The 15,931-nt window shown below is 45.4% G+C and carries 13 protein-coding genes and 1 pseudogene; 5 read left to right on the forward strand and 9 right to left on the reverse strand.

All coding sequences use genetic code 11. The annotated features are described in order from the left end of the window. The first annotated feature begins 257 nt into the window (after positions 1-257). Both CEQ48_RS02685 and CEQ48_RS02690 read left to right on the forward strand, forming a co-directional pair. Positions 258-818 (forward strand): hypothetical protein, encoded by a 561-nt coding sequence (locus tag CEQ48_RS02685; protein ID WP_089070123.1) that lies wholly within the window; start codon positions 258-260, stop codon positions 816-818. A 97-nt stretch (positions 819-915) separates the two neighbouring features. Next, on the forward strand, positions 916-2,481 hold the full coding sequence (locus CEQ48_RS02690) for a methyl-accepting chemotaxis protein (RefSeq protein ID WP_089070124.1): 1,566 nt from the start codon (positions 916-918) through the stop codon (positions 2,479-2,481). Between the two features lie 120 nt (positions 2,482-2,601). Here the strand turns inward: CEQ48_RS02690 and CEQ48_RS02695 are convergent, their stop codons facing one another. The 3 genes from CEQ48_RS02695 to CEQ48_RS02705 all read right to left on the reverse strand — a co-directional run bounded on the left by CEQ48_RS02695 (position 2,602) and on the right by CEQ48_RS02705 (position 7,115). Continuing rightward, complete coding sequence (locus CEQ48_RS02695; RefSeq protein ID WP_181712686.1) at positions 2,602-3,438, reverse strand: arginase family protein; 837 nt, start codon at positions 3,436-3,438, stop codon at positions 2,602-2,604. A 6-nt stretch (positions 3,439-3,444) separates the two neighbouring features. Then, positions 3,445-4,179, reverse strand: a complete 735-nt coding sequence (locus CEQ48_RS02700) for an IclR family transcriptional regulator (protein ID WP_001006058.1) — start codon at positions 4,177-4,179, stop codon at positions 3,445-3,447. 386 nt (positions 4,180-4,565) lie between these two features. Next, positions 4,566-7,115, reverse strand: a complete 2,550-nt coding sequence (locus CEQ48_RS02705; protein ID WP_089070126.1) for a glycosyl hydrolase family 18 protein — start codon at positions 7,113-7,115, stop codon at positions 4,566-4,568. Positions 7,116-7,549: 434 nt separating this feature from the next. Between CEQ48_RS02705 and CEQ48_RS02710 the strand changes: the two genes are divergently transcribed. After that, positions 7,550-8,185, forward strand: a complete 636-nt coding sequence (locus tag CEQ48_RS02710) for a DUF2057 domain-containing protein (RefSeq protein ID WP_089070127.1) — start codon at positions 7,550-7,552, stop codon at positions 8,183-8,185. A 95-nt stretch (positions 8,186-8,280) separates the two neighbouring features. Here the strand turns inward: CEQ48_RS02710 and CEQ48_RS02715 are convergent, their stop codons facing one another. Then, complete coding sequence (locus tag CEQ48_RS02715; RefSeq protein WP_055031279.1) at positions 8,281-9,669, reverse strand: SLC13 family permease; 1,389 nt, start codon at positions 9,667-9,669, stop codon at positions 8,281-8,283. Between the two features lie 313 nt (positions 9,670-9,982). On the opposite strand from CEQ48_RS02715, the gene CEQ48_RS02720 reads away from it, so the two are divergent. Beyond that, the gene (locus CEQ48_RS02720) at positions 9,983-10,939 is read left to right on the forward strand and encodes an AEC family transporter (RefSeq protein ID WP_055029271.1); all 957 of its coding nucleotides are present in this window, start codon (positions 9,983-9,985) and stop codon (positions 10,937-10,939) included. Positions 10,940-11,069: 130 nt separating this feature from the next. Further along, positions 11,070-12,095, forward strand: a complete 1,026-nt coding sequence (locus tag CEQ48_RS02725) for an acyltransferase (protein ID WP_198301119.1) — start codon at positions 11,070-11,072, stop codon at positions 12,093-12,095. A 172-nt stretch (positions 12,096-12,267) separates the two neighbouring features. Here CEQ48_RS02725 and CEQ48_RS02730 read toward each other — a convergent pair whose 3' ends face one another. The 5 genes and pseudogenes from CEQ48_RS02730 to CEQ48_RS02755 form a co-directional block, all read right to left on the reverse strand. After that, the gene (locus CEQ48_RS02730) at positions 12,268-12,669 is read right to left on the reverse strand and encodes an MAPEG family protein (RefSeq protein WP_089070129.1); all 402 of its coding nucleotides are present in this window, start codon (positions 12,667-12,669) and stop codon (positions 12,268-12,270) included. 102 nt (positions 12,670-12,771) lie between these two features. Then, a complete protein-coding gene (locus CEQ48_RS02735; RefSeq protein WP_055029268.1) occupies positions 12,772-13,500 on the reverse strand; it encodes an immunity protein TsiV2 protein in 729 nt (242 codons plus the stop codon). A 388-nt stretch (positions 13,501-13,888) separates the two neighbouring features. Next, positions 13,889-14,617, reverse strand: a complete 729-nt coding sequence (locus CEQ48_RS02745; protein WP_089070130.1) for an immunity protein TsiV2 protein — start codon at positions 14,615-14,617, stop codon at positions 13,889-13,891. Beyond that, positions 14,618-14,809, reverse strand: a pseudogene (locus tag CEQ48_RS02750) (hypothetical protein); the annotation flags it as partial. 163 nt (positions 14,810-14,972) lie between these two features. After that, a complete protein-coding gene (locus CEQ48_RS02755) occupies positions 14,973-15,920 on the reverse strand; it encodes a hypothetical protein (RefSeq protein ID WP_089070131.1) in 948 nt (315 codons plus the stop codon). Between the last annotated feature and the right edge of the window lie 11 nt (positions 15,921-15,931).

A 15,931-nucleotide genomic window follows, 5' to 3' on the forward strand; every position in this document is an offset into this window, starting at 1 on the left:
ATTCATTTTTTAACTATCAAACCAAGCAACATTCAACAATCTGTACTACTTTTTCTCTAGCAGCCATTCTTTAATCAACTGGTTGGATACCGAAACAGCATGGGGTTGTAAGCAAGTGATGAGTGAGTTCTTTTATCAGCATGAAGAAATTCTATGCATTGAGAGCCCGCGTATATCACGGCCGCTTTATGCAAAAGATAGATAACCATTGTTCAATACCCACTTGACACTGTGTATCAAGTAGATAAGGAGTTTTTATGCACAAATCTTTGGCACTCTTAGTTCTCGCTAGCCTCCCAGCAATGGCCAACGACTACCAAGTCCAGCTCACGGAATACGTTCAAACAGAGTTAAAACAAATCGCAACCGAACCATTGATTGTCGAAGCAATCAAAGCGCAAAACGCTAAAAATGCAAACCTAACTCAAGGCGACATCGATCAGTTGGATAAAAAGTGGCGTGCTGAGGTAGGGAAAAATGACACTCCAATGATCCAATCTGTGCTGAATACACCAGCCTCACAAAAGCTGATGGAGATTCAAAACGCCAGCAGCGGCAAAATTACCGAAGTATTTATCATGGATAATAAAGGCCTCAACGTCGCTCAAAGTGAAGTTACCTCCGACTATTGGCAAGGTGATGAAGCCAAATGGCAAAACAGCTACTCGAAAGGCGCTGGAGCATTCGATATCAGTGATATTGAACAAGATGAATCGACCCAAGTATTTCAGGCTCAAGTGAGTTATACCGTGACTGATCCAAGCTCAGGTGAAGCGATTGGTGCGATCACTGTTGGGATCAATGTTGACGCCTTGTAATACCCTATTCGCGAGCCCAGCCTTAAAGCTGCAGAGCGAGTCTCTGCAGCTTTAAGTCGATAAAAACAAAGCTCATACACTTTGATTTGGTGGACTTATGAAGTTAAACATTAGTCGTGTTCTTTTGCTGAGCGTATCCATTCTCTTCTCCCTTGCGCTGTTGTCTATAACGTATTTGACCTGGGCGAAAAGCGTGAAGGAGATGAACACCATCAGTGCTGAGACTTTCGAGAAAACGTCACTTTCTCTGGCTGACAATATTGCGACTGCTGTTCGTTTTAATAAAACCAACGCAATTTCGGAGCGCGTGACTATTGAACTCAACGCCAATCCAGTGCAACTCAAAAATGTGTATGCCTTCAACACCAAGGGAGAAGTGCTGTTTAACGCAAAAAATACCAACGATATTCCTACCAACCTGAATCAGTGGGTTGCTCAACCACCGTTAGATCAAGCTGTTCGTATAAGTACTAATGGCAATCAAGGGCTTCGGATTATCGTACCGCTCAAAGCTGGGAAAAATGCAGATTTAGTAGGCTATCTGGTTACAGAATGGGCATTTGACCAAGTTCAACAAGCCGCAGCTCAATTACGCAACCAAGCATTTATGTTCAGTATTGGTTGTCTCTTGGTGGCTTTAATTGCACTGTACTGGCTATTACAACGTACATTATTTGGCCCTTTAAATGATTTAAAAGTGCTTTGTAACGCTCTGGCAAATGGCAATTGTGACCTAAGCTCACGAATTAACTTTCGTAAAGACAATGAACTTGGCCAACTAGCCAACGCGATTGATAACTTTATCGCCAAAGTGGAAAGCACCTTTGCGCCCATTAAAGACCGCATTGTGGAAGTCACCGATATCAGCCATAAAGTGGAGCAACAAATTAGCCGCTTAGAACACAATATACATAACCAACAGAATGAGATTTCCAGTTCAGTCACTATCGGTCATCAAAGCAAAGACAGCATCAAAGCGGTCACTGAGAGTATTTATGCAGCCTCAGAGTCTTTAAAACAAGCAGTCACCAGCAGTGAAGACAGTAAAGCCCAGCTCCGTGAGGCACAAACCCAAAATCAGCAACTGGTCGAAAAAGCTGAAATCACCACAAAAACCGCGACTGAATTGAATACACAAGTCGAAAAAGTGACCGACATCTTACAAATGATCCGCAGTATTGCTGACCAAACCAACCTCTTAGCTCTAAATGCAGCAATTGAAGCCGCCAGAGCGGGGGATAATGGCCGTGGTTTTGCTGTCGTCGCCGATGAAGTACGCCACTTAGCAGAGAAAACTTCCGCCTCAACCAATCAAGTAGAAACGCTATTAACTCAACTCGCGGGTTACTCAAAAAACCTGATTGGCTATATGGAAGAGAGCTTAGTCGCGGCGCGAAATTGCGTACAAGCCATCGAAAGTGGCTCAAATTTGGTCGATAAAGCGATTATCGATGTTAATCAAGCCAACAGTACAAACCAAAACGCCGTGCATGATAGCGAGCAGCAGAATCGCTTGGTTGAACAACTGCTTGATCAACTGCGTTTGTTGGACAACCATGCCCGTGAACTATTAACGGATAGCGCAACGATAAGTGAGCACAGTAAAGAGCTACTCCGCTCCGCAAGCCAGACCCGCAGTAACCTCAAGCAACTTTCACATTAAGATGAGTGTTATAAACCAACGACTTGGGGTTACTGGCAGGCGGCAAGTGAATTCATCCCTATGAACTTAGATACACTCTATGATTCGGTTGAACGCATCAATCACGCCAAGAAGAAAGCGCTATGCTGCATGCACCAAGTGTGGAGCTAAATTCATCAGTTCATCGACAATTTCTTTAGCCTGCTTTGAGTAAATTAGCTTATCTTTTGCGCCGACCAACTGGATGTAACGAACTTTGCCAGACAGTATCATTTGTCGCAGGACACGTAATACCACTTGATTGTCCAAAACCTTATGGGTTTCCAAACCGTTCCCAGGGACTAAAGAAGCAAGGTCAATATTGATCACCAACTGCTCACAGTGTTCGACATAACCACTCAGTTGGGCTTTGAGTTGAGTGCGATTTAAAAAACCGCACTCTTCATGACTGACCCAATCGCACCCCAGATCCTCGGCATACTCTAAGGTCTGGGCGTGGGTGTGCTCTGTATCAATCCCAATACAAAACAGCTTAGCTTGTGCAAAGCGCGATAAAGCAAAGTGAAAAGCGCTGCCCACTTGCAGATCCAGTGTTTGCTTAAGTTCAAAACCATGCCCGATATGCACCATTCCTACACTGGCACCGTCTTGCGTTAACGCAGGCAAACTGTGCAATAAAATTTCATGGCAGTTAGTTAAAGCAACAGGGATACTCCCAAGAGCCACCGATTGATTCAAGGCTTGTTGGTATTTAGCCTGAGTTTGGCCATCCAACACATAATGACTGGCATCGGCGTATTTCGGCGTAGATTGCTGCTGATACAACCAATCTGAAGCGACATCCAAGCTTTGCTGCGCAAACTCAAACTCTACCAGCGACATCGGCTTTACGCGCTGACACACGGTCATAAAGCCAAACGTAGACGTTGGATGACTGGATGTACGATGTAAACGGTAGCGTTTGAATAAGCTAAGCATGATCAATTACCTTTCTGGTGGCAACGCCCGTGCGGCTTGCAATACATGTAAAATTATCCGTTGCTTGTTGCTTTCGACTCGGTGGGCTGGCGCCATCACCGAAATTGCCCCAATCAACTTACTCCCTTTCATCACCGGAGCACTGATCCCCGAAACACCGGGATCAATTTCAGAGGTACTCACGGCATATCCATGGCGACGTATTTTTTCAAACTCGCTCTGCCACTTATCTAAGGTCGGATCTTCGCCAAAATAGCGCAGGATCTTTTCACAACGAGCGGCAGGCATGTACGCCAACATCACTTTAGATGAGGCACCTCGAAGCAGTGGTTGACTTTGACCCTGGACGAAGCTGCATCGAAGCGCCTGCATACTTTCTCTTTGGCTAACGCATAGGGCTCGATAACCGACAGGCACCATATACGCGGCCATTTCCCCAGTCTGTTTTTGTAGACGACTTAACACAGCTTCAACCGCATCGAGGTTATGTTGGCTGGTTTCGTAACTTCTCATCAGCAGTAATGCCGCTGGACCGATGATCAAGGTTTTGTCGTGCGGACTCTCTTCAATCAAGTTCCATTCTTTCAGCAGCTTCAAATGTCGATACAGGCTACTGAGCGGTACTTGCAGTTGTTCACTGAGTCCTTTTGCAGAGACAGGTTCTGGGTTTACTGCGACTTGCATCAGCAATTGCAGTGATTTTTCATTAACTTGGTTTGCTGAAATCTTTGTTTCGTTCATGTGTGCTTTTTAGCCTTTAATGGTGGGCACCTCAAATCTTGATTCTTGTATATCGAGAAATAGAGAAGAATTAAAGGATTGCATTCCCACATGGTGAGAATGAACGAAAAATTGGGCAAATTAACCAGAAAATAAGGCTCACTTAGGCTTGAGACGAAGCTTGCTCAACTTAACTGCCCCAATTTGCTTAACCGTTGTTTGCGCTTTTCAAAAGAGGATATCGTCATGCTATTCCCTTCTCCTCCAAGAAAGTAGCAACCTAATCATGTCCATTACGCTGCAAATTCGCAGCAAAAACACGTCAATAGAAAGAGGCTCTACATCTGTAGAGCCTCTCTATAGGTTGAGAATCGTTACATCACTGAGGCAAGCTCAGATGAGGCCGATTAATGAGTAGAACAGCTCGCGGCACCGAGATCTTTCCACACACCCCACTCACCAGATTTACTTGGGTCTTCTCCGCGAGTCCACCATTTGGCTTCCCACGTTTTTCCGGCCCAAGCCACTTGCTGACCACCTGTGTAAATGACATCAGCACTCCACAAGTTAGTGCAGGCATCACCACCAGTACTCGCTTTTTTCTCAACCAATACAACGGCAGATGCCTTACTGGTTGCTTTGCCATCACTCACGGTAACAGTGAAGTTTAAGCTGGTGTCTTGGCTATATTCACCAGCAACAAAAGTCACTTTTGCACCTTGTACTGTGGCGTTAATGCCAACAGGCAGATCCCAAGTAAAACTCAACGGATCTTGATCAACATCACTCGACACTGAGGCATCGATCACCACCGTAGCACCTGCTTTTACTGACGCTGGGGCTGAAACTGCCGCAACGGGTGCTGTGTTCACAGGTGTCGTGGACTTCGGATTCACCGTAACCACCACAGTATCAGTTGCCGTAGCACCTTTGTTGTCTGTCACCGTCAGTTTGAATGTAAGCGTTTGCTTCTCCGTCACTTCTGCGGCGTTAAAGCTCGCTTTCGCGCTATTAGCTGCCGTTAACGTCACTGTCGTGCCTGCAGTTTGTTCCCACAAGTAGCTAGCAATGCTGCCATCACTGTCTTTTGAAGCGCTTCCATCTAAAGAAACCGCTGAAGGACCAGTGACTGTTACATCCGCTCCAGCATTTGCAACTGGTGCTTTGTTCACTGGAGGAGTGGTTGTGCCACCCGCTAAGCTCTCATGCATTGCATTGAGGATGTCGCCGTTGTCCGCATCAATTTCCCATGAGAACAAGCCTGCCAAACCAAGGTTACGTACGTAAGAACCTTTCGCTTTGATAGAACGATCGTCATCAAAAGTGACGAGCTGACCGGTTGTACGGTTCCAAACCCAAGGCGCTTCCGCTTGCTCATCGTAACCGTATTCAAAACCATTCACGCCTGTTTTGTTAGCGCCAAGCATGTACGTTTTAATACCTTTATAGTCGATGACACCCGCTTCCCAAACACCTTGTGTCGTTGTGCCTTTCAGCTTGCCATTACCAACACCCGTCATCGGGTCGTTAGGATCTTTCAGTGAGGCTGGAGTCACACCTTCCCAACCACGACCATACATAGCTGCACCCACTACAAGCTTGCTCGGTGGAACACCTTGTGCGAGCAGTAATTGAATACCATTGTCGGTAGTATAAGCTGGGCCTTTGTACGGTTCGCCGTTTTCATCCACGCCTTTACCATCACATTGACCAGGGCGCATGAAGGAACCACAGTACAACGCCGTTTGGTGACCCAATACGTTATTCCAGCCACCGTAGAAGTCATAAGTCATCGCGAAGATGTAATCCATGTACTGAACCGCTTGACCGTAGTTCACATCTTCAATCTTGTCGTGGCCGACACCGATTGCTGAAGTCAGTTCATACTGACGGCCAGTTTCCGCTTCAAGCTCATCGAGCATAGCGCGCAGCTCTGCCATCAATGCTACGTACGCTGGACCATCTTTTACTGGATCACCCAGGTTAGCCGCTTGGCCGCCGCCACCAGGGAATTCCCAGTCAATATCGACACCGTCGTAGAATTTCCATGTTTTCAGGAAACGTTTCACAGAAGCGACAAACACGTCACGCTTCGCTTTGTCGGTAAAGCTGAAGAATGGATCTGAGAGTGTCCAACCACCGATCGATGGGATGATTTTCAGATCAGGATAAGTTTTTTTCAGCGCCATCAACATGGCGTAGTTACCTTTGATCGGTGAGCTGTACTGATGACCCGCTTGCGGGAAGCTCTTCTGATAAGCAGCCCAAGGATCGTGGATGACCACTTCAAAATCAGGCACACCCTGACACGCGGTTTGCAGAGCGTTAAAGCTGTTGCCGCCAACTGATTTCAACGATTCGTTTGGACCACAGATCGGAATAAAACCATACAGAATATGAGTGAGATTCTGCCCAGGGATGTTATCCACTGTGTATTTACGATCATAAATTCCCCACTCAACAAAATAAGTCCCAACCACAGTATTTTGTGGAATGGTGTAAGACTTGTTGTTAGGGTCAATATTCATCGTCAACGGCTTGAGGTGCGAACCATCGGTATCCGCAATAGTGATTTCACTTGGCGCACTTTTAGAACAGCCCGTGGCATCACACGCTTCGATCACTAATTGATAAACACCACCTTTAGGATAGGTAAACTTGGCGGTAGTTTGGCTACCAGTGATTGGGCCGGTGGCGACTTCAACTCCATCAAAATAGATCTTATAGGTATTCCCTGTCACACCACTCCACTGGTTGAACTTGAGAGTGATGGGGGCTTCTTCATGGTATTTGACCATTTGGTTGTAACCCGCAGTGGTTTCCATTGCGAGTTCAACTTTCGAAAATTGCAGATTGTTCGACCCATACACGTCAACACTAGGAGCCGAGGGTGCTGCCATCGCGGTACTCGCAAGAGCACATGCGATACTTGCGGCGCACAAAGTCATTCGATTCATAAGTTATATCTCTCTTCCTTAGATATTTCATTTTTATCAATGGCTGCCAGCACACTCAGTACATTGCATGAAGGCATCGATTGTCAGTATCAGAGAGACTTTTTTATTTGCGAAAAAAAATTAATCACTTTTCGAGTCACAAGTCGCTAATTTTCCGAAATCAGCGAGGAGTTGCAGAAATTAAGCAATCTTGAGTCAAGAATTCAGAATTTTGACAAAACAAATTGGTATTAATTATTGATTTACGCTAACAGGCTCCATGTTTACAGCATATTTACCCTATATTGTACGAAATGCAGCCAGATCCGTTTTTCTGTTAAGTTTCAGTGAATTTGCTTCACTTTGTGGGAGTCAAACCTTGCCTTTTCGCCATCAAAAGCGCACCCTTTGCAACACTCGTCACAGAACGAAATACACAAGAAAAGGATTGAAAAATGAAACCTATGCAGCGTCTTACTTGTTTGCTTGCCCTCTGTTTTGCTGCTTCTACAAGTGCCAAAGTCACTATGGAGATCCCAGATACGATTGATCTATTGGTCGTAAATGGCAGCAGCCCTAAACTTTCTGGCGGCTTTTTTGACGCCACGAAAAAGCTAGAATTAGACGATGGTGAACAGCAAATTGTCTTTCGTTATGCGCCATATTTCAGCCAAGGTAATGATCGCATCATCATCGATAGCGAAGTGGTGATTGCGACTTTTGACGCTGCCAACCAAGAACTCCGTTTTGATATGCCTAAGTATCGAGATGCTCCTCAGGCGACCAAAGCCATCAAAACCATGCAGTGGCAACTACTTGATCAACAAGGTAAAGCTGTAGAATTACGCCAAGATCGTCTTATCAAAGAAGGCATGCAGATTGGGCGTAACTTTGAGTTTGAAACCGCTGAATATAATAAGAAAGGGGGCGTGGCGGCCTTAACCAGCTCAATGGCGGTTCAGCCTATCGCTCAGCAAGAGATTTCCAATGCGACGGCCATAGCTGCAGCCGAAGAAATGCTGCACTTTTGGTACAACAAAGCGGATGCTGAGACCAAAGCTCGCTTTAAAGCCTTTGTTAATCAACAATAAATACTCTTTTTCTGCTGATTGCTCTACACAAAGCGGAATACAAAACTAAACGAGGCCTCAAGGGCCTCGTTTTTTATCGCTCTATAAACAGTGACTTACTGCCAAAACAGCATCGCAATCGCGGTGAGCAGTCCAATACACGCAATATTGAGATAGAGCCCTACGCGCATCATCTCACTCTGCTTGATATGACCGGAGGCAAACACAATAGCATTCGGCGGGGTTGCCACTGGCAGCATAAAGGCGCAAGAGGCCGCAACTGCAATCAATACCGACAAGAGCACTGGCGACATGCCAAACGCTTCTGCCACGGTGGCAAAAACAGGGATCAGCAGAGCCGCACTAGCGGTGTTACTCGCAAACTCAGTTAAAAACACCACAAAGGTCGCCACGACTAGAATCACCACGAAGATCCCCATATGGGAAACCATATCGCTCAGAGCGTTGGCTAAAAATACACTGGTTCCGGTTTGTTTCAGCACGTTACTCAAACACAGGCCGCCACCAAACAGTAGCAAGACGCCCCAATCAGCGGTTTTCTGGATCTCTTTCCAATGCACCACACGTGCAAAGCTGAGCATTAAAATCGCCCCTAGCGCCACCAACGTATCAAAGCTTTTGAAACCACCCAGCGCAGCGTTGATTGGGCTACTGAAAATCCATAAAAATACGGTTAAGCCAAAGATGCCAAGGGTAACAACTTTGCCTTTATCCCAATTAACAGGAGTATGATCTAATTCAAACGTGCCATTGAGCGTTGGCTTTAACAGGAAGTAAAGGATTGCAATCGCCATTGGCAACATCATCATCGCCGTCGGTAAACCAAACTTCATCCAGTCAGTAAACGAGAGTCCGACCTCAGCCGCTGCAATCGCATTCGGAGGACTACCAACCAGAGTCGCGATACCGCCAATGCTCGCGCTGTAAGCAACGCCCAACAGAACAAACACGTAAGTGCTGCGTTGTTTGTCTGCATCGACTTTACTTAATACCCCCAACACCAGAGGTAACATCATTGCGGCTGTGGCGGTATTGCTGATCCACATCGAGAGCAGCGCAGTAACACCAAACAGCATAAACACCGCCACGCTCATCTTGCCTTGTGCCATTGCGAGGACTTTATCGGCAATCACTTTATCCAGTCCTTGATGATGCATGGCTGCCGCCAGTGCAAAACCACCTAAAAATAGGAAAATGATCGAGTTAGCGAAGTTATTCAGCGCCGCTTGGGTTTCGAAAATACCAAAAAAAACCGCCATCACGGGGACGAGAATCGCGGTGACAGTGACGTGCAGCGCTTCAGTTAACCAAAGCACCGCAATGAAGGCGAGCATACTGATCCCCAACACCACATTGTGTTCGAAGGGGAGAAAATGGTAGAGCGCGAGAAAAAGTGCAACATCCGCCAAAACAATCAGGCTGTTACGATGAAGAAACCATTCTCGGGTATTGGTGGGCAAAGGGACACTATCGTTTCTGTTCATTATTATTTTCCTTATGAGGGCCTTCAGGCGACGCCATGATCCCACAAATTCAAACAGAAAAGATAATTGTCATTACAAATTTGTTAACCACATCAAAGGCGTGATTACAATTTTAACACATTGAAATAATTTGAGATTAATCAGGAGCACGCTTAGTAATCAGATGAGTTATACGAGTGTTTAAAACTCATTCACCACTTGGATATAAACACAACAAAAGTCGCAGACTGATAATTGCCGCAAATTCCAATTTGCCTTCATATCGATCTGTGGAAGAATGCAAAGCTTGCGAGCGTATATCCAAAGGATTGATATGACAGACATCATTGCTCAACTACAGTTTTCCGCCACCATCACAGGCCCCATCTGCCTTATGCTCGGTTTGGGCGTGTTTTTTAAACGGATTAACCTGATCAATGAAAATTTTATTGAAGTCGCATCGCGGATTGTTTTTCAGGTAACCCTCCCAGCAATGCTGTTTTTGAGCATCGTCAGTTCAAAACACGATTTTTCCTCAAGCACTTCCTTAGTGATATACAGCTTAATCGCTAATGTGCTGTTTTTTCTCTTCACTCTCTTTAGCACTCGAAAACTGATCGACAAGCCTCATGATTGGGGAGTGATCACGCAAGGCGGATTTCGAGCCAACACCGCCATTATTGGTTTGGCTTATGTCGCGAACACTTATGGCAACGCGGGTGTTGCTCTGGCGGCTATCTACGTCGCCTCAACCACAGTTTTATTCAACATTCAGGCGGTGATTGCCCTCACCCCGCGAGGAGAACACAACGGGTGGCAGGCAGGAAAATTGATGTTTAAAACACTGACCAAAAACCCGTTGATCATCTCCATCGTGCTTGGTTTTCTATTCTATCTCGCCAGTGTACCTGTTCCTAAAATTGTGACGGATGCTGGACACTACTTTGCCAATATGACCCTGCCATTAGCCCTGCTTTGTACAGGAGGTTCGCTGAATCTCAACTCGTTGAAGGATGATCGTAACTCCGCTTGGTTTGCGACCGGTTATAAGCTGCTTCTCTCGCCTTTACTGATCACAGGAGGAGCTTGGTTATTTGGTTTTAGAGGTTTAGATCTTGGTTTGCTTTTCTTAATGACTTCCGCCCCCACAGCAGCAGCTAGCTATGTGATGGCACGAGCGATGGGAGGGAATTCAGCTCTTGCCGCTAATATAATCGCCCTCACCACCGTATTTTCACTCTTTACCTGTACGCTTGGTATTTTCTTGCTTTCTAGTTTTGGATTGATCTAATCACCACAGGTGAGCACTGGATCGCAAATTGGCGATCTCCTTTTTTGACAGCAAAAAAAGGCGATGGAAATCAAAAGAATGACCATTTGATTAACGTAATGTCGGCCTTTTCATTTTGCCGAGTGTCGTTATGCCTAATAATCCGAAAATCGCCAGCCTTGAGCTTGGGCGAGTGATCGCCATGCTGGCCATTATTGCTTTGCATTGCCAACTGTTTACCACTTATTGGTTCCTCGATGATGAACCGTGGGTAGCTTATTTATTTAACCAATCCACCCGTTTTGCCGTTCCACTGTTTTTCCTTATTTCGGGCTATTTAATTCAACCCAAACTCAGCCACAACCCAATACAAACCTTACGTAATTACTGCTCACCATTACTGAGGATATGGGTAATTTGGAGTGTGATTAGCCTATTGATGCCCTTCAATCTCGAAGTGATGGTAAATCAAGGCTACCTTGCCGAACGCTCTGGCTATTGGGGATTTTTGCTGCAACACCCGCTTAACTCACTGTTTGAAGGCGGACTGGTACACCTTTGGTTTTTACCTGCACTGATGATTGCGGTTGCCATCATGGCACTGTTGATCCGCCAACAAAAAACACACTGGATGCTACCGATTGCCATCGGGTTATACCTCTACGGTGAATTTGCAGGAAGCAGCGCAGTCGTCACTGGCATGAGCGCGCCCATCTATACTCGTAACGGCCCATTTTTCAGCACCTTGTTTGTCGTGGTCGGTTATCTGATTCGTGAAAGGCACATCCTGTGGCAAGCGCGCTCTGCGCTGTTATTGGCGATGATGGGAATGGCTTTTCACTTCGTCGAAGCCTATGGCTTACATCAACACAGGCAGGTGTTTAACACCAATGATTATCTGTTTGGCACCGCTTTGTGGGCGATTGGGCTGTTTCTTTTCCTACTCGCCAAACCCGATCTAGGCCGAAAGCCTTGGGTATTTTCACTATCACAAAGCATCCTCGGCTTTTACGTTAGTCACTTGTTAGTGGTGATCATGATGATGAACCTTGCCAGATTTTTAGGGCTTACTGGATTAGAAAAAGACACACTGGTTCTATTTGGCACTTTGCTCACCACTTATCTACTCGTAAAAGGCTTAGAACGTACACCATTCAAGCACCTGTTATTTCGATAGCAATAAACGTGAAACCACAAAGGGAGCCATGGCTCCCTTTACTGTTTACCGGAAATAGTACTTATCCCCAAACAACTTGGAGTTGCAGGTAGGCGGCAAATGAGTTCATCCCCATGAGCATAGACAAACTATGTGATTGGGGTGAACGAACGAAGCCAACACCGCTGCAGCTTCAAGTAGGAAGGGGATAGAAGAACTTGCTATAAGGCAATGCCCATAGGTTTAACACCATCAGCACTGCTAAGGAGCCAAAAGTGAGCTGCATACCGCGCACACGATTAGGAATGGTGGCTTTAAACATCGAATCAGCGTGTAACACCCGCCCTACCACAAAGGCCACGCCGAGTGCGTGAATCCACCACACATTAACCCCATTAATTTCAGCTAAACCGAGTAGGATTAGGAAAATGGGAATGTATTCCGTCGCATTACTCTGCGCACTGCGCGCCCGAACTAAGGCATCCACACCACCATCGGCAAACAGCACCTGATGTTTACGTCGCTGACGAATCACCTGTACGGCTAAATAAATCAACCAGCCGCACAGCACGACGGCATATCCTGTTGTGACCATAATCTATCCTTATTCCTTATTGGCTTGACGTGATGAGTGTAAGTGCAAATCAGAGAAAAACAAAAGCGCCGCAATGCGGCGCCGAGCGTAAGTAGTTCTGAGCTATTCTTCTTTCAGCTCTTGCTGATATTTACGATGCTCAAATTGATCATTAACTCGCTGTAATAGACAATAGTCGACATTGTGGTGAAGACCTTTAACCAGCTCAATAAAGCGTTGCTTTTCATCAAATGAGCCAAAAAATAGCGATCTCCTAAATCTCGGGTCTCTCACCGATTCTGTATTCAAAATCACCATCTTCTCCTTGATTGGATCAAAAACAATCAATTGGTCAGCAAAGTAAACATTCTCATGATCCACTGTCGGACGAAAATTGGTCAAACCAAAGGCCAGCAGGGCAAAACCGCCCGCACCGACAAACGCTAACGGGCCAACGACGGCTAAGGCCAGCAAACAGACCGCAATCCCCACCCAAGCAAAACCGCGTACAAAAGTGTAGGCCGCATCCGGGATCACTTCTTGATCGGTATAATGCACACCCGCTTGCGTTAAGCTGTAACAATAGCGGTGGTCGGGCATAAAAAGGTATCTCACTGCAGCCATGCCCGCAGCGCCAAAGCTGATAAAGCCCCAAAACTCTGTACTGTTAAAAGCAATATCCCCGAACACAAGAAATAGTGAGGGAAGCAAAAAACCAACACCGATCGCGGTAAGCCAACGTGATAAATAACTCTCATTCATATCACCTGTCGTACACTCCCACTGATACAAAACCTCACTATTGTGTAATTGTTCCTTTAACCGCTCTAACTCATCTTTATCAATTAACATTTAACCCTTTCCTACAACGAGATTTCTTGTGGCAATATCATTCGCCTCTGCAGATTGTAAATCTAATTCCCCCACGCGAGTTCCGCGGGCGCAAAATTTGAGGCTCAGCTCCTTGCCCTCTGTCCATGCCCCATACGCCCCGTTGTTGATTGTTAACATGCTATCGCTTAAAGGCTTTGTTGCGTAAAAGAATAATCTACTTCATCAGTTATTCCTCAAGCGGTAACAAGCCCATTAAAGCCTTATCTCTTGGTAGATAGCTGGAATCACCGAAGAGTTTTGTTCTGAATTTTGGCTCCGATTATTCGTGAATTCACTATTACGCAACAAAGCCTCGCTTAAATAACAAAAGCGCCGCAATGCGGCGCCGAGCGTAAGTAGTTCTGAGCTATTCCTCTTTTAATTCTTGATTAAAGATTGGATGCTTGTACTGATCGTTAACTCGCTGTAACGGAAGATAGTCGACATTATTATGAATACTCTTCACGAGCTCAATAAAACGTGTTTTTTCATCAAAGGAACTAAAAAAAAGTGTTCTACTAAATCGAGGATGTCTTCTGCTTTCGGAATTCAATTTCACCATCTTTTCTTTGATCGGATCAAAAACAATCAATTGGTCAGCAAAGTAAACATCTTTCTGATGTACGGTGGGATGGAATTTGGTCAAACCAAAGGCTAGCAGGGCAAAACCGCCTGCACCAACAAACGCTAACGGACCAACGACGGCTAAAGCTAGCAAACAGACCGCAATCCCCACCCAAGCAAAACCGCGTACAAAAGTGTAGGCCGCATCCGGGATCACTTCTTGATCGGTATAATGCACACCCGCTTGCGTTAAGCTGTAACAATAGCGGTGGTCGGGCATCAAAAGATACCTTCCCGCCGACATGCCTGCCAAGCCAAAGCTGATAAGCCCCCAAAACTCAGTACTGTTAAAAGCAATATCCCCGAACACAAGAAATAGTGAGGGAAGCAAAAAGCCTGCAATGACGGCAATAATCCAACGAGCGATATCACCTCGTCGCTCTGAAAATGCCACACATTCCCACTGATACAAAACCTCACTGCTGTGTAAATTTGCCTTTAACTGCTCTAACTCATCTTTATCAATTAACATTTAACCCTTTCCTACAACGAGATTTCTTGTGGCAATATCATTCGCCTCTGCAGATTGTAAATCCAATTCTCCGGCGTGAGTTCCGCGGGCGCAAAATTTGAGACTCTGTTCCTTGACCCAGTGCAGGGGCAGTGCAACGCAAACTCCAACGGTATCCTTCTCACTGCCACCCAGTGTAATGCGATACACTGGCTTGACCTCTGTCCATGATCCATATGCCCCGTTGTTGATTGTTAACCTGCGATCGCTTAAATAACAAAAGCGCCGCAATGCGGCGCTGGGGATCGTCCATACTAAACAAAACTATACAAACGATAAGCAATAAACCTCGTTTAGATAAAGGCAGTATCCATCACTAAGATGGTGAAAAAACATTCAATACTGGGCCGCTATCTGGCTGATTTTTTTGCTGCTCTGCGATTTTTTTCAGAGTTTGCTGGTATTCTTCATCACTCATATCACGCCAGTATCGCGGATTGCGTCCAGTCTGCTTATCATAGGCGGCAGTGGTTGGGTCTCTTTCACGTGCAGGCTCAAGCACTAAAATATCGGGCATGGGTTGGCTGATATCCATGTAACGTTGGATCATATTCCACAACCGATAATACTCTGCCACCCTCTCATTACTGCCAATTAGATTACCGATAGGCACCCCAACGGAATAATCATGGTATCGATGCACCAACATCAGGTTGTAATTTAAGTGCCCTTGTGGGCTAGGGGCGGACATCAACACACAATCAAACTCAATAAACGGATGGCTAAAATGCTCTTTATTGCCTTTTTTAAACAGCGTTACCATGCCAGTTTGGCGATTGAGGCTATACACTCGTTTACTTTTTAAAAAGGGAGCCAGAAAAAGATGCCCAGCACTAACCAACTTAAAATGACCATAAATAAGTAAAAAAGGAAATGTTATATATAGGGTTAATCCATAAAAGGTTTCAGAACGAGCAGACCATTCACCACTTCCAAATATTAAGCCTATAAAAATCAAAAAATATGCAAGCGGTAAGAAAAAAAACAATGCTGCTTTAGCTAGACCTACAATAAATAAGTACAACTGAGTCCAATTCGAAAAAGTTTCACTATTTAAACGTTCTTCATTCCAATAAGACGATTTGCCTTCTTCTTTCTCGAGCTCCTGATGATATGAAGGTGTAATTTCCCCCGCTAAAGAGAGAGCAATGGTCTCATTGGCTTTCGTAAAAGGAAATACCTGCCCTTTGGTTAAGACGCGTCGTAAAAAACCTTGCGCTTCTTTAGGTGGTTGGAGGGTTAATTGCTCTGAGTTATAAGCCATTATCATTCCTA

The organism is Vibrio tarriae (assembly GCF_002216685.1).
GTDB classification, from domain to species: domain Bacteria; phylum Pseudomonadota; class Gammaproteobacteria; order Enterobacterales; family Vibrionaceae; genus Vibrio; species Vibrio tarriae.

What these genes read in the sequence shown, in the direction of transcription:
- CEQ48_RS02695 (WP_181712686.1), bottom strand. Translation starts at nt 3,438, where the DNA reads ATGCTTAGCTTATTCAAACGCTACCGTTTACATCGTACATCCAGTCAT.
- CEQ48_RS02685 (WP_089070123.1), top strand. Translation starts at nt 258, where the DNA reads ATGCACAAATCTTTGGCACTCTTAGTTCTCGCTAGCCTCCCAGCAATG.
- CEQ48_RS02745 (WP_089070130.1), bottom strand. Translation starts at nt 14,617, where the DNA reads ATGTTAATTGATAAAGATGAGTTAGAGCAGTTAAAGGCAAATTTACAC.
- CEQ48_RS02705 (WP_089070126.1), bottom strand. Translation starts at nt 7,115, where the DNA reads ATGAATCGAATGACTTTGTGCGCCGCAAGTATCGCATGTGCTCTTGCG.
- CEQ48_RS02735 (WP_055029268.1), bottom strand. Translation starts at nt 13,500, where the DNA reads ATGTTAATTGATAAAGATGAGTTAGAGCGGTTAAAGGAACAATTACAC.
- CEQ48_RS02690 (WP_089070124.1), top strand. Translation starts at nt 916, where the DNA reads ATGAAGTTAAACATTAGTCGTGTTCTTTTGCTGAGCGTATCCATTCTC.
- CEQ48_RS02710 (WP_089070127.1), top strand. Translation starts at nt 7,550, where the DNA reads ATGAAACCTATGCAGCGTCTTACTTGTTTGCTTGCCCTCTGTTTTGCT.
- CEQ48_RS02700 (WP_001006058.1), bottom strand. Translation starts at nt 4,179, where the DNA reads ATGAACGAAACAAAGATTTCAGCAAACCAAGTTAATGAAAAATCACTG.
- CEQ48_RS02730 (WP_089070129.1), bottom strand. Translation starts at nt 12,669, where the DNA reads ATGGTCACAACAGGATATGCCGTCGTGCTGTGCGGCTGGTTGATTTAT.
- CEQ48_RS02720 (WP_055029271.1), top strand. Translation starts at nt 9,983, where the DNA reads ATGACAGACATCATTGCTCAACTACAGTTTTCCGCCACCATCACAGGC.
- CEQ48_RS02755 (WP_089070131.1), bottom strand. Translation starts at nt 15,920, where the DNA reads ATGGCTTATAACTCAGAGCAATTAACCCTCCAACCACCTAAAGAAGCG.
- CEQ48_RS02725 (WP_198301119.1), top strand. Translation starts at nt 11,070, where the DNA reads ATGCCTAATAATCCGAAAATCGCCAGCCTTGAGCTTGGGCGAGTGATC.
- CEQ48_RS02715 (WP_055031279.1), bottom strand. Translation starts at nt 9,669, where the DNA reads ATGAACAGAAACGATAGTGTCCCTTTGCCCACCAATACCCGAGAATGG.